At 61.0% G+C, this 13,693-nt stretch carries 15 protein-coding genes; 8 read left to right on the plus strand and 7 right to left on the minus strand.

Annotated elements, in window-relative coordinates; translation table 11 throughout:
- Positions 1-54: 54 nt before the first annotated feature.
- Both MW046_RS06065 and MW046_RS06070 read right to left on the minus strand, forming a co-directional pair.
- Positions 55-1,806 carry a hypothetical protein gene (locus MW046_RS06065; protein WP_247994662.1) on the minus strand — a complete coding sequence of 584 codons (1,752 nt, stop codon included), beginning with the start codon at positions 1,804-1,806 and terminating at the stop codon, positions 55-57.
- Positions 1,799-2,560 carry an ABC transporter ATP-binding protein gene (locus tag MW046_RS06070; protein ID WP_247994663.1) on the minus strand — a complete coding sequence of 254 codons (762 nt, stop codon included), beginning with the start codon at positions 2,558-2,560 and terminating at the stop codon, positions 1,799-1,801. Before MW046_RS06070 ends, MW046_RS06065 begins: the two co-directional genes overlap by 8 nt.
- Before the next feature lie 100 nt (positions 2,561-2,660).
- On the opposite strand from MW046_RS06070, the gene MW046_RS06075 reads away from it, so the two are divergent.
- Positions 2,661-3,440, plus strand: coding sequence for an acetoacetate decarboxylase family protein (locus MW046_RS06075; RefSeq protein WP_247994664.1), 780 nt, complete (start codon positions 2,661-2,663; stop codon positions 3,438-3,440).
- Here MW046_RS06075 and MW046_RS06080 read toward each other — a convergent pair.
- The 3 genes from MW046_RS06080 to truD all read right to left on the minus strand — a co-directional run bounded on the left by MW046_RS06080 (position 3,426) and on the right by truD (position 5,772).
- On the minus strand, positions 3,426-3,620 hold the full coding sequence (locus MW046_RS06080; RefSeq protein WP_247994665.1) for a DUF7981 family protein: 195 nt from the start codon (positions 3,618-3,620) through the stop codon (positions 3,426-3,428). The genes MW046_RS06075 and MW046_RS06080 overlap by 15 nt on opposite strands.
- 131 nt (positions 3,621-3,751) lie before the next feature.
- On the minus strand, positions 3,752-4,378 hold the full coding sequence (gene mobA / locus MW046_RS06085) for a molybdenum cofactor guanylyltransferase (protein ID WP_247994666.1): 627 nt from the start codon (positions 4,376-4,378) through the stop codon (positions 3,752-3,754).
- A 41-nt stretch (positions 4,379-4,419) separates the two neighbouring features.
- Positions 4,420-5,772 carry a tRNA pseudouridine(13) synthase TruD gene (gene truD, locus MW046_RS06090; protein ID WP_247994667.1) on the minus strand — a complete coding sequence of 451 codons (1,353 nt, stop codon included), beginning with the start codon at positions 5,770-5,772 and terminating at the stop codon, positions 4,420-4,422.
- 308 nt (positions 5,773-6,080) lie between these two features.
- On the opposite strand from truD, the gene MW046_RS06095 reads away from it, so the two are divergent.
- Positions 6,081-7,094, plus strand: coding sequence for a DUF7282 domain-containing protein (locus tag MW046_RS06095; RefSeq protein WP_247994668.1), 1,014 nt, complete (start codon positions 6,081-6,083; stop codon positions 7,092-7,094).
- Between the two features lie 37 nt (positions 7,095-7,131).
- On the opposite strand, the gene pth2 is transcribed toward MW046_RS06095, so the two are convergent.
- Positions 7,132-7,470 carry a peptidyl-tRNA hydrolase Pth2 gene (gene pth2 / locus MW046_RS06100; protein WP_247994669.1) on the minus strand — a complete coding sequence of 113 codons (339 nt, stop codon included), beginning with the start codon at positions 7,468-7,470 and terminating at the stop codon, positions 7,132-7,134.
- 121 nt (positions 7,471-7,591) lie between these two features.
- Here pth2 and dcd point away from each other — a divergent pair, with 121 nt between their 5' ends.
- The 6 genes from dcd to MW046_RS06130 all read left to right on the plus strand — a co-directional run bounded on the left by dcd (position 7,592) and on the right by MW046_RS06130 (position 13,367).
- A complete protein-coding gene (dcd, locus tag MW046_RS06105; RefSeq protein ID WP_247994670.1) occupies positions 7,592-8,179 on the plus strand; it encodes a dCTP deaminase in 588 nt (195 codons plus the stop codon).
- 1 nt (position 8,180) lies between these two features.
- Positions 8,181-9,095, plus strand: a complete 915-nt coding sequence (locus MW046_RS06110; RefSeq protein WP_247994734.1) for a thiamine-phosphate synthase family protein — start codon at positions 8,181-8,183, stop codon at positions 9,093-9,095.
- Complete coding sequence (locus MW046_RS06115; RefSeq protein ID WP_247994671.1) at positions 9,092-9,781, plus strand: class I SAM-dependent methyltransferase; 690 nt, start codon at positions 9,092-9,094, stop codon at positions 9,779-9,781. Before MW046_RS06110 ends, MW046_RS06115 begins: the two co-directional genes overlap by 4 nt.
- Before the next feature lie 177 nt (positions 9,782-9,958).
- Complete coding sequence (gene citZ, locus MW046_RS06120; protein ID WP_247994672.1) at positions 9,959-11,095, plus strand: citrate synthase; 1,137 nt, start codon at positions 9,959-9,961, stop codon at positions 11,093-11,095.
- Positions 11,096-11,407: 312 nt separating this feature from the next.
- Positions 11,408-12,619 carry a threonine ammonia-lyase gene (ilvA, locus tag MW046_RS06125; protein WP_247994673.1) on the plus strand — a complete coding sequence of 404 codons (1,212 nt, stop codon included), beginning with the start codon at positions 11,408-11,410 and terminating at the stop codon, positions 12,617-12,619.
- A gap of 73 nt (positions 12,620-12,692) precedes the next feature.
- Positions 12,693-13,367 (plus strand): type I 3-dehydroquinate dehydratase, encoded by a 675-nt coding sequence (locus MW046_RS06130; RefSeq protein WP_247994674.1) that lies wholly within the window; start codon positions 12,693-12,695, stop codon positions 13,365-13,367.
- Between the two features lie 82 nt (positions 13,368-13,449).
- On the opposite strand, the gene MW046_RS06135 is transcribed toward MW046_RS06130, so the two are convergent.
- Positions 13,450-13,683, minus strand: a complete 234-nt coding sequence (locus MW046_RS06135) for a hypothetical protein (protein WP_247994675.1) — start codon at positions 13,681-13,683, stop codon at positions 13,450-13,452.
- Positions 13,684-13,693 lie beyond the last annotated feature (10 nt).

Genomic DNA, 13,693 nt, shown 5'->3' on the forward strand with positions numbered 1-13,693 from the left:
ACGATGAGAGTGCCAGCGATACGAAGACCAAGTGAACAGCGTTGTACTGTTCGGTCAGCGAGGACTGTATCGCTGAAACCGGTGGACTGCGTTCCGGTACAGCAGGATGGCGGCGACGACGCCCCCGACCACGAGAACGACGCCAGCACCGATCCGGAACTGACCGAGGTCGATCGCCTGAATCTCGGTCCCGAGTCCGGCCAACCGATCAACGGCTGTCGCGGAGATTCCAGCGTCCGAGCCGGGGAGGATCCCGAGCAGGAATGCGGGCACGAAGCCGAAGAGACTAGCGACCACGGTTCGTGTGGCAGACGGATTGACGACGAGCGCCGCTAACAACCCACCGGGGAGGACGGTCAGTGCTGCGTGGACGGCGACAGCTCCCATCCGTGGCGGGAGCACATCCTGGCTCTGACCGACGCTGATGGCGCTGAAACGCGGCAGCACCATCCCGATCGTCGGCGTGATCATCGTCGAAACACACGTCAGATACGCACACAGCAAGACGAGACCGGCCTGCTCGGTGAGTGTGTACGGGGAAACGACGCCGACAACTGCCGTCACGACGACGCCGACAGGAAGGCCAACGAGCAGTCCGGGGAGCACCAGCCCACGCACGTACTGAACTCCTGAGACAGCCGTGAGTGTCACTGGGAGCACCGCTCCCTCATCACCCAGTGGATTCAGTGCGAACAGCGAACCGGCGAGCCACGGGAGTCCCACTGCACAGAGCGGGGCAATCGCCGCCATCGAACCGAGCTGCGCGCCCGGACCGACCAGCGGGCCGACGATCGCAATCAGGGGGAGGAGCACGAACGTCAAGCGGTTCGGATCGCGCCGCGTTCGCAGGAGCACCCATTCGGCAACGCGGCGCGTCGGTTGACCGACCACGTGGGGAACGACGACGGGCCACACGGCACCAGCGAGGGGATCCCGTGACTCGTTCGGACGGCTTACCGCGCCGGTGTCGTCCGGATCGACGCTGACGGGTTCGGTGAACCACAGCGCACCCGTCTCGCGTTCGATGAGAACAGCGCCGACCAAGCCGATCACCACACAACCGAGGACGCCACCGACTGCGTGAGGTGTCGACCCGACGATGGGCGTGCCCAGAACCGCAAGATCGACGAACCAGCCGGTCGGGAGCCACGCGAACACCGCTTGATCGATCCCGATGTACGGAGTAGCCGAGATGTAGACGGAGTAACCCCCCATACCGATCAGCACGGCGACCGTGCCAAGCACCGTTTTGTGGCGGGCGACGAATCGGGAGTTCTCAACGAGCCATGCGACCGCATACCCACAGGCGTGCCCCGTGGTGACGGCAGTTCCCACGTACAGCACCATCGCCACGGGCACCGCAACGAGGCTCACGACCGAGCCGAACAGGAAAACGAAGCCGCCGGTCACCACGAAGAGCGGAAGTCCGACGTAGGCGATGGCCCGCAGCCACTCCGCGACGAGGAGACCGCCCGCGACCGTTCGGGCCGAGACAGTCGTCAACAGCAATGGCTCAGCCTCGATCTGCTTTCGGTGTGAGACAGTACGCTGTCCGATGATGAACACCGCAAACAGCCAGAGGAGCGCGATCGGTCCCCGAAACGAGTCAGATACGGGATACGCTTCGAGACCACGGATCGTATCGTGGCCCAACACGAAAAACAGGACGCAGACGAGCGTCGGAAACAGTATCCCGGGAATCAAAAACGCGAGTCGGAATTTCTCGCGCCACATCGCACGGGCTGACCGGCGGAATTCGACCCAACCGATGTGGAACGCGTGGCGCAGCCACCCCGGTTCAGCCATCGGTCACCACCGTCTCTTCGGCGGGATCGTCGGCTGTCAGTTCGAGGAACACGTCTTCGAGGGTCTGTGAGTCCTCGGTTCCGACGCTGTCGGTGAGCGCATCGGGATCATCCTCGGCGATGAGTTCACCGTCATAGAGGATACCGACGCTGTCGGCGACCGCTTCGACGACGGGAAGGATGTGCGTCGAGAGGAAAACGGTCGTCCCGTCGTCGGCCAGCCCCCGTATCTTCTCGCGGATCGTGCGGGCAGCGCGTGGGTCCAATCCGGACGTGGGTTCGTCGAGAAAAACGACCGATGGCTCGTGGAGTATGGCTTGGATGTAGGCGACCTTCTGGCGCATGCCTTTCGAGTACTCCGCGATTCGCGTGTCAGCATCCGCCGCGAGATCGAAATCCGAGAGCAGCGCATGGATCCGCTCGCGCGCGTACGTTTCGGGAATATCGCGCAACCCGGCGATGTACGCTAGTTGTTCCTCACCCGTCGCCTCCTCGTACAACGGCGGTTCTTCAGGGAGATAGCCGACGTAGGCGCGAAGCTCGTCTCGGTCCGTGATAGACGCGCCAGCGACGGTGCCCGACCCTTGCGTCGGTGGAGTAAGCCCCGTAAGCAACCGCATCGTCGTTGTCTTCCCCGCGCCATTCGGACCGAGAAATCCGTACACGACACCGGAGGGAATCGAGAGATCGAGAGCAGAGAGCGCGACGGTCTCACCGTATCGTTTGGTGAGAGCAGTCGTGTCGATCGCGGCCATTATCAAATAGAGCGTTCGATGTGACGGTTGAAATATTTGACTTGTTTCGATCATATCCATCGACGGAACAGCTATCGGACTACGATCCGAGCGGTGACGTATGGACACACCGACCACGGATGATGTTGCCAGCAGGGAGCAGGTGACGCTGTCGACCGGACAGACGGTATCACTTCCGTTGTCCACGACGGCGACGATGACGAGCGTCGTGGTTCCAGCCGCGCTCGACGGCGTTCGACCACTGTTGCCGACGGAACTGTCGCCAATCCGCATCGGTCCAACGACGGCGACAGTGGCGTTTCTCTCCGTCGAGTACCACAGCGTCGACGGTGGAACGATCGAGCCGTACAACGAGTTCGGCGTGCTCGTTCCGGCGTTCCGGGACGCCTCGAACAGTGGATTCCGTGGACGGCTGCCGAGTGGAATCGGAGGGTACGTCTGGTACTTGCCGGTGACGACCGAGCCAGCACGCGCGCTCGGAGAGGAGATATGGGGGTATCCGAAGGTCACCGGTGAGATCGAGATCACAGACACCGGAGGATATCGTCACACCACTGTCAGCGTCGACGGGGAGCACCTCCTCACCATCGAGATCGATCGTCCGTCCTCGCTGCCGGTCGAGCCGTCGGTCCGGGCTGAAAGCTACACTGTTCAGGACGGAACCGTACTCAGGGAACCACTATCGTTTTCGGGACAGTTCGGGATATGGCCACTCAGTACGCGACTGTCGCACACGCTCGGCACTCACCCACGGGCGGACGTCCTCCGAGAGCTGTCGCTCGGGAACCGGGCGCTCGTTCGGTGTCACGGCACTGGAACGTTCGAAATCCATCCCGGAACGCCGATCGATGGAAAGCGAGAGTCCTCACGCAGTCGATGACGACGCTGTTTCTGTGATGTACGCGAGGACGCCAGTTACACAGCCGACCACGACGGCGACACCGACCATCACGAACGACGTAATATGTTCGGCCGCAAATAGGTTGTACCCCTGTGCGAGAACGAGAAACGCGAGCGCAGCGATGACGCCCCAAAGGAACGCTCTGTATCGAGTACTCATCTATCTCACCTCGGTTCCGACAGGATCGATCTCGATCGTTGTGACCCACGAGGACAGAGGACCTGTTTCATGGGCTATGCCTTCCGGTCCAGAGGCATAAGCCGTACCACTCTCGATGGATTTGTTCTCGGTCATTCGATCCGTTCGGAGACGGCCTGAAGCGCCGTGGGTGTGTTGACGTTCTCGAACGTGGAAGTCGAGCCGTACGTTCGAAGCTCTGCCGAGGGGACGATGGCGGCGTCCAGAGCAGCTACGGGATCGCGGATCGATCGCTGTCCGTCGGCCAGCGCAGCGTTACAAGCCGCGACCATCTCTGACGACCGGTAGACAGCATGGAGAGGCTGTATCCGCCCGTCTTCGGTTCTCGGGACTGCTGCATCGTGGCCCCGTCCCCGATCGAACAGGTGAGCGACGATGTCGCTATCGATAAGTGGCATATCGCACGCGGTGACGAACGCGTATGCGTCATCCTCGATAGCGCACAAGCCCGCTTTAACGCCAGCCACGGGACCCGTGTCGGGCGTTTGCTCACAGACGAACTGGACTGGATGATCGTATCCGGCTAACGCCGACCGGATTGCTGACACCTGCTCGGCCCGACAGTTGACGAGAAGACGGTCGATCATCGGGGTTATCCCGTCTGCAACCCGGCGGATCATCGGAACACCCGCCAGATCGGCCACCGCTTTGTCGCAGTTCCCAAACCGACGCGACCGTCCACCCGCAACGATGAGACCAGTGTGTTCACCCCGCGTCATAGTTACTACTCAAACCGACAAGCGAAAAAACTGCCCGACACTCACTCCATCGCGCTCGGTGGAACCTTCATGTACTCGCGGAGGAGCACCGTTGCGTACGCCCCGTTTGGGAGGGAAAACGCGAACGCAACTGCCTTCTCGTCCGTCGCTTCCGTGTCGATAGAGAGATCCGTCCGGAGGAGAATCGGGCGTCGGGTCCCGGTGGAGTCGAACGCACCGGGCAACTCGAACGCACCGGGTGTAAGATCCACCGCATCGAGTACCTCGCGTTCGATCTCACCTTGCTCGCCGTCACTCAGTTCCGTGTCGCTTCCGACAAGTGGGGCAGTGACGAACGCCCGACCCCGGTCACAGTGTCGTGCGATCGTCTCGGTTCGGGAGTCGGTTACCCGCTGGCACCGATCGGGATCGGGACGGTCCTGATCGTCAAGGAAACAGACCACGTCTCCCGCGATCGGCCGATCGAACGGCAAGCCACGTTCGAAGCGCTGTGAGAGCATTCGGTTGAACAAGTACGACTGGGCCGCGTGAACGAACAGGGTCTGTAGGTTCGTCGGGACGGCCGTCAGTGCCTTTCGGAAGCGATCCGGGTCAGTCGCGTCCGTTTCGATGAGCCGGTGAGCGATCGCCCGCTCGTGGCGGAGATACGACGGAAACCGCTCAACTGCGCCGTCCCAATCGTGGGTCCGCTCGACGTACTCACGTGCGGCTCGCGTCTCGGCCGGTTCGTCCTCGGAAGGGTTTCCCAGATACGCCATCACGGCTTGCTCCCAGTTGCCACGAACGATGGCAAGCCCGACCTCGTGGGTAACTGGGCGTATCGTTCCGAAGCGCTGTGGTCCGAAGAAGTTCGGCACGCCCACCGTTGTCTCACTTCCGTTGTCCGTCCGCTCACCACCGAACTGTTGGAGGGCTGTCGTGATCGTGGCGGTCCGGGTGGCGGCATTCGGGTGTACTCCCCGGACGACGATCTCGAAGTCGTTTCCCCGGTGATCGCCGTACAACACCGGGCGACCCATGCGACCAACGATCTCTATTTCCCCGCCGGACACCGACGGTAGGGTGTTCTGCTCGAAGTCGCGTATCGAAAACAGCTGTGTAGTGATCGCGCGTTTGTCTTTCGTTCCCGCCCACGTGACCCGCTCGCGGCTGATACCCAGTTGACTGGCGAGGTCGTCTACGAACCCGTTCGTATCCCGGTTTCTGAGTGTCGCACGGAAGACGAGAACAGGGTACGAGCCGATGTCGGCGTCCACTGGCTGGAGATCAACCGCCTCGCGCTCACGAACCCGGAAATCGGATATGTGATCCCGGAGACGGCCACCGATCCCATCCGCATCGCTCACGTACGTTTCGATTCCGATCGACCGTTCGGCTGGCTGTGACCGATACATCACGGTTCCACCCGATGTCCGTTCATGGTTCTACCAGAGCCACCACCAGTATCAGTGTTATACTCATGTCTCCCGATGCAATCGAATACATAACATTATTGGTTGTAGCTGGATTTTTTTACAGTGGCTGCCCATCTATACCAGTAATGGTCGTTCCGGTAGATGTTCGTGATTGGTTCCGCAACTGAACGTGTAGAAATCAGTTATCGGGTGAATAATAACGCTTCAGTACAAGTACGAACCAGATCCCGAAGCTGGTGACGACTGATCGCCGCATCCTTCCGGGACATCCTTTAGACTACCTGGAAATGAGATACAATCTAACCGAAACCCACATCGCAGGTATCGCGGCTGCCGTGCTCGCAATCGTCATCATCGTGGTCGCTGTCGGTCTCATGAGCGTCGCTCAACCCTCGGACACCGAGGGGAACGGCACTCTCTCACCGACGGTCGGGGACATAACGGAACAGACGTCTCCCGAGACGCACACGCCTGGATTCACACCGGCACCGACAGTAACGTCGGAGCAAACGCCCACGTCGACGACCGAACCGCCGTCGACAGAGCCACCTCCGAAGGACAACGAAGGGGTTGACCCGAACAAGATCTCGGTCACCCCCATGTGTACCGACTCTAAGAGCGGAGAGGCATGGTACGAACTCAGTAACAAGAACGCAGAAACCGCCACCCTCTCCTTTAGCTCGACTGCTGGTGGAACGAGCGATTCCATCGCTGTTCAAGGCGGAGGGGGATCGGCCGAAATCTCCATTCCAGCGACGAATGGGGCCGCGCTCGTAGTCGAGTTCCCGGGCATCGATAACGGGCAACACAGCGGCACGAGCTACCAGCCGGCGTCGAAAGCGTGTAACGGCGGCACTGACGGCGGGACCGACAACGGTACCGACGGCGGGACCGACAACGGCACCGACGGCGGCACTGACAACGGCACCGACGGCGGCACCGGTCTGACTCCGGCAGTCACCCTCTCGGATCAGACACCCTCGGATGACCAGACAGTCACTATCGATGAGGCCTCGCTGCCGAACGGCGGTTTCGTCGTCCTTTCCACCGAGGACAATCCCCGCGTCGCAGCGTCCCAGAAGCTCGACTCCGGGACCAAAAAAGACGTCACGGTGAGTCTTCCCCAGAAGATAGACGAAGAGAAGACGTTCACGGCGGCCATATACAACGACACCAACGGGAACAGCCAGTTGGATGAAAACGATATGCCGTACACCAACCAAGGAAGTGTCGTCTCCGATACGGCCACCGTAACACCCGGTTCTGAGGAGGGTGACGGTGGATGGTTCAGACTCGATTGAGCTGCCGACCGCGTCGGACGTGTTCGGACCGAGCCAATCAATACAACGAAAGATCGCCGGTCACGGCGTCGACCGCCGCTTCGCTGGCAGGACCGACGGCGAGTGTCGTGACCGTGTTGGGATCGAGCTGCGTATGGCCAGCATCCCGGACGATAGCGTGTGGCAGTCCGTTGTGCTGAGCCTCGTCCGCGAGATCGAACAGCGTCCGTTTCCCATCGGCTTTGAGGACGACCTTCTTCTGACCACCACCTTTCCAGGCGGTCCGATCCTTTTCGGAGGTCTCTTCGTAGGCTGACAGCGACGCGTGGGCGACCTGTGCGGCCAGTTTGCCCCGACTCATACCGAGATCCGTCCGGGCGACGATCGCTTGTTTCATACCGTGTGCTGGATCGGCGGGCTGAAAGCCCTACCGACCTGCGGATAAGGCGTTGCGTTCGTCGGACACGACACCGATTCGAGTCCGTTCACTTTTATCCAGCGGGAGCCGCTGTAGATGTATGATACTCTCCGATGTGGACATCCTCGATCGGCTCGAATCGGGAAATCTCGTCGTCGAGCCGCTCGACGATGTGGATCTTCAGATCCAGCCAGCCAGCGTTGATCTCCGTCTCGGACGGGCGTTTCTGGAGTTTCAGCGGACGAACATCTCGTGTATCCACCCCAACAGCGAGCGGGAGGTCGAGGAGTACGTCGAGGAGACGACCGTCGACGAAAACGGTGATTTCATCCTCCATCCGGGTGATTTCGTGCTCGGAACGACACACGAGCGAGTCGAAATCCCTCCGGACCTCATCGCACACGTCGAAGGACGATCCTCACTGGGCCGGCTCGCGGTCGTAGTCCATGCTACTGCCGGTCTCTGTGATCCCGGCTTCCGTGGAAAGATCACGCTCGAACTGTCGAATCTCGGGACGGCTCCGGTCGCGCTCACGCCCGGAATGCGGATCTCTCAGCTGACGTTCACGGAGTTGACGACCCGTGCAGAACGACCGTACGGCACCGACCGCGGATCGAAATATCAGGATCAGGTCGGGCCAGAAGCCTCCCGCATCCAAGGCGATCGGGAGTTCGGGGGTGACCAATGAGATGCGCTTCATCGAGGAGGTCATCGTCGAGGAGTTTTTACCGACGTTCCGTTCGATGCTCGCCGAGGAGCTTCGGGATCGAGGACTCACCCAAAACGAGGTCGCCGGACTGTTGGGGATCAGCCAGTCAGCAGTCTCGAAATACGCCCACGGAGAGATCGAGCGCCACGAAGCGGTGTTGAACGACACGCGCGTGATCGATCTCGTGTCCCGTCTCGGTAACGGGCTCGCCGACGGAGAGATGAGCCGCGTGCAGGCGCTCGTGGAGACGGAAGTACTCGTACGCCAACTCGAGCGCGGGGATCTTCTCGCCACCATGCACGAAGAGTCGATGCCGGAGCTATCAGCCTACGACGGCGGATTCGACATCCACGACGCCGACAGTACGCTCCGAGCCACCGAACAGACACTTTCGTCGGTCCGCCAAGGGCTGCGCATACTCGAACGCACCAGTGGGTTTGCGACGCTCATTCCTGCTGTCGGCTCGAACCTCGTGGAGTGTCTCCCGGGTGCGACGGGCGTCGATGACGTGGCGGCTGTCCCGGGGCGGATCCTCGATGTGAAAGGACGGGCAACCGTTCCCACAGAGCCCGAGTTCGGCGCGAGTGGGCACGTCGCAACGGTCCTTCTGGTGGCTCGTGAGGCTGGTGTCGACGCTCGCGGAGCGCTGAACATCGCCTACGCTCCGGAGATCATCGACCGACTCGAAGCGACGGGACACTCGACAGCAGCCTTCGATCCCGAACCGGAGTTGTCTACCGCCATCACCGAGACGATGGACGAACAGATCGATGCCCTCTACCAGACCGGAGGAATGGGCATCGAACCAGCTATTTATCTTCTGGGAACGGACGCGCCGACCGTCTCGACGATCGCCCGGGATCTCACCGATGTCGGATCGAGGACCGAATCGTGACGACGCCGAACAGCCGAATCGAGTCGTTTTACGGGCGCTGGGTGGGTGTATACGACATTCTCGCAACGGCCATCGCTCCCACCGCGTGGCGGGCGCGGGCGGTCGACGCACTCGAACTCTCGCGGGGCGATACGGTCGTGGAACTGGGCTGTGGGACGGGCGCGAACTTCCCGCTACTCCGAAAACGGGTTGGACCGAGCGGTCGCGTCGTGGGGGTCGATCTGACGCCAGCGATGCTACAGCGAGCACGACGGCGCGTCGAACGCGCCGGCTGGGACAACATCACGCTGCTCCGGGGGGACGCAGGCCAGCCCCCTATCAGCGATGCGAACGCGGTGTTGGGCACTTTCGTCGTTGGGCTGCTTTCCGATCCGGCGGCGGCTGTCGAAACGTGGTGTACCCTTGCCACAGATCGTATCGCGCTGCTTGACGGTGCTTCGAGTGCCCACCCGATCGGACGGCTCTGCAACCCCCTGTTCGGCGCGTTCGTCGCCGCCGGAACCCCTGCTGACTCGGTTCGGGAGACGGTTCGTCGGATTATTACATGCGATGATGCTCGGCAACGACTCGACGACGCCGTCCGTCGCTCCCGGAACGCACTCCGTGACCACACCACGAATCACCGGATGGAAACGTTCGCGATGGGGTTTCTTGGACTCATGAGCGGCACACCTGTACGTTCGTGAGGATGGGAGAGCGACGGATCGTCCGAACCGGAACGTTCCCACGATCACAAACGGACCGAATCTGTCGTACACGGACCAGCAGACCGATAAATCGGTCGAATGGACGGTTTTCGAGGGAGGTTCGGGTATCCTGCACGAAAGATAATCCTTTTGAGCATAGCTCTGGAATCGAAGAGTATGTCCGAGGAACTGAAAAAGGGGCTAGAGGGCGTGCTCGTTGCCGAGTCCAAGTTGAGCTATATCGATGGGGAGGCTGGGCAACTCGTCTATCGTGGTTATTCGATCGACGATCTGGCCCGTGAAGCCAGCTACGAGGAGGTGTTGTATCTCCTCTGGCACGGTCGATTGCCCAACCACGACGAACTGCAATCGTTTAGCAATGCGATGGCTAGTGAACGAGCCATCGATGGGGACGTACTCGACAGTATCGAGGCGCTCGCCGCCGCCAATGAGGACCCGATGGCTGCGCTTCGAACGGTCGTGTCGTCGTTGTCGGCATCCGATCCCGACACCGACGCCAATCCGACCGACCGCGACACCAATCTCGAGAAGGGACGGCGTATCACTGCCAAGATCCCGACGGCGCTCGCAGCGTTCGTCCGCCTGCGTAACGGGGATGAGCCGGTTGCGCCGCGAGAGGACCTCTCTCACGCCGCGAACTTTCTCTACATGCTCAACGACGAAGAGCCGGACGACGTGCTCGCCGAAACGTTCGACATGGCGCTCGTGTTGCACACGGACCACGGACTGAACGCCTCAACGTTCGCCGCGACGGTTACGGCGTCGACGCTGGCGGATCTTCACAGCGCCATCACCAGCGCCGTCGGAACGCTCAGCGGATCGCTGCACGGTGGCGCAAACCAGAACGTGATGTCGATGTTGAAAGAGGTCGATGACAGTTCCAAGGATCCGACCACGTGGGTGGAAGACGCGCTCGAAGACGGACGTCGCGTTCCCGGGTTCGGTCACCGCGTGTACGACGTCAAAGATCCCCGTGCGCGCATCCTGAGCGATAAATCCGAGGAACTCGGGCGTGCTGCCGGAGACACGAAGTGGTATGAATACAGTGCCGCCATCGAGGAGTACATCCAATCGGAAAAAGGGCTGGCACCGAACGTCGATTTCTATTCGGCGTCGACATACTACCAGATGGGGATCCCGATCGACACGTACACACCCATCTTCGCGTTGTCACGCGTGGGTGGATGGATCGCTCACGTCCTCGAACAGTACGATGACAACCGGCTCATTCGCCCGCGCGCTCGCTACACTGGCGACATGGAGCGCGAATTCACACCAATCGACGATCGATAACGTCATTTTCGGTTTGCCATCATTCCAACGCTGTTCGGTCCATCGCGCGGATCGAGTTCATATTCAGTTTCACTTTCAGTCCGGATGGCGGACGTTTATGACTGAAGGGATTCATGGAGTGACTGTCACACGCTCTGATATTCCTTATTTTTGAGCGTGTACCGTTCAGGAGTAGCCGACGGTGTCGCTCGGATTCCATCGGTTCGGAGAGCCGTCAGAGCTTCATGCTGGTCAAACGGCATGAACGGCCGCGTGTTGGCCTGAGTCGCGGGAGGACGTCAAACGTAACCCTGAGCCGGGGCTATCCCATGTATGCTTTCGTTCGACGATGTTTTTGTTGCCCGCGACCGGATCGAAGGAACCGTTCGACAGACACCACTCGAACGGTCGAATACGTTTTCCCAGCGTACGGGAGCGGACGTTCGGCTGAAGCTCGAACTGTTCCAGCGGACGGGAGCGTTCAAGCTCCGGGGGGCGACGAACCGTATCAAGACGTTGAGCGAGTCAGAGCGCGAGTCCGGTGTCGTTACGGCCAGTGCTGGCAATCACGCCCAAGGGGTGGCGTTAGCCGCAAGCAGGGCGGACGTTGATTCGACGATCGTCATGCCCGAACACGCTCCGATCTCGAAAGTCGACGCGACCGAGGGGTACGGTGGCACCGTCGTTCTTCACGGCCAGGATTACAACGAGGCACAACGCCGTGCACACGCGATCGAACGCGAAGAGGATCGCATCTACCTCCACGCGTTCGACGATCCGGCCGTGATGGCTGGCCAAGGAACGATCGGACTGGAGATCATGGACGACTGTCCGGAGGTCGACACTGTCATCGTGCCGATCGGTGGGGGAGGACTGATCGCGGGTATCGCAACCGCCATAAAGGGACTCGATCCCGACGTGCGCGTGGTGGGGGTACAAGCGAGCGGAGCCGCAAGCGCCGCAAAATCGTTCGAGAACAACGAAATCGTCGAATTGGACACGGTCGATACGATCGCTGATGGCATCGCAACCCGCCGGATCGGGGAGAAACCGTTCGAAGTCATTCGAGAACGGGTTGATTCGGTCGTGACCGTCTCGGATGCGGAGATCGCCATGGCGATCTCGTTGCTGGTCGAGCGCTCGAAGATCGTCGTCGAAGGGGCCGGTGCGACTGCGCTTGCGGCCGTGCTTGCCGGCGCGGTCGAGTACGACACCGATGAAACGATCGTCTCGCTGTTGAGCGGCGGAAACATCGATCCGAACGTACTCACGACTGTCCTTATGCGGGGATTGGTCCAAAGCGGACGGTACGTCAAACTCAAGACCGTGCTGAAAGATCGCCCCGGCGCGCTCATGGATCTCACCCGGATCATCGCCGACAACCGCGCGAACGTGTATGGCATTCAGCACGATCGGACGGCACGGGACATCGGGATGGGATCGGCGGAGGTCGTGCTCGATCTCGAAACGCGGGGTCCCGACCACGTTGATCAACTCATCGATTCGCTCGAAGAGAACGGCTACCCGATCGAAATGCTCGTGTGATGAAGTCGGCAGGAGCAGGTGTGAACGATCCTCCTTCCCGGGATGTTTTGTGTGTCGTCTCTGAGGAGGTCGTATGGAATTCGATTCGTTCGTGCTCGCGGCTGCCACAGACGATCTCTCTCAGTCCGTTACTGGAGAGTACGCCGACGCGGTGGAGTTTCGGATCGATCTCGCAGACGAGCCGCTCGAGCAGCTTTCGGAATACGATGGAGGGTTGCCGATCATTGCGACCAACCGCGTCGAGTGGGAGGGCGGTGAGGCGAGCGACACGCCCGATCGGCTCGAAGCCCTCCGAACAGCAACGGAACATCCACGGGTCGAGGCGATCGATGTGGAACTGTCGGCCGTCGCGGCGGGCGATGGGTTGGCGGTGATCGAGGACGCACGGGACCGTGATGTATCGGTGATCGTGTCAACCCACGACTTCGAGGAGACGCCCAGCGGACCGGAGATGCAGCGCCTCCTCTCTCGGGCTGGTGAGTACGGCGATGTGGGAAAGCTGGCGGTGACTGCCTCAACGCTCGACGACGTGTTACAGTTGCTTGCTGTCACGCGAGCGCGTACGCAGACCGGCCAGCAGGTGGCAACGATGGCGATGGGAGCCGTGGGACGTCACTCCCGGGCTGTCGCCCCGCTGTACGGCTCACGGATCGGCTATGCACCGGTCGATCCCGATCACGCGACCGCTCCCGGCCAGTACGACCTCGAAACGCTCAGACGCCTGATCGAGCAGCTCAAAGCGGAGTGAGTGACGGACCGAGTGGAGTTAGTGAGCAGCTATACCAGAATAGAATTCTGACCCGGTGTCCTATCTCTTCACTCCGATCGCGTCAATACGTTGTTAGTACGTCTCCAGAGTCAGCGACGAGATCGAATGGGAGAGCTTGGATCGCAGTCAACAGCGGGCGGAAGCGTGTCCGCGGTGTGGCACCGAGTCGGATCTGCGGATCGGCCCGGAACACCGGGGTGGTAGATCCGGAGGCGACCGCCCCCAGCTCTGCGTCGTGGAGTTGGCAGCGAGACGCTCGATGACTGTGGTTTCGCGCTGCGGTGTAGAGCTGCATGCAAACGTTT

The organism is Halocatena salina (genome assembly GCF_023115355.1).
GTDB classification, from domain to species: domain Archaea; phylum Halobacteriota; class Halobacteria; order Halobacteriales; family Haloarculaceae; genus Halocatena; species Halocatena salina.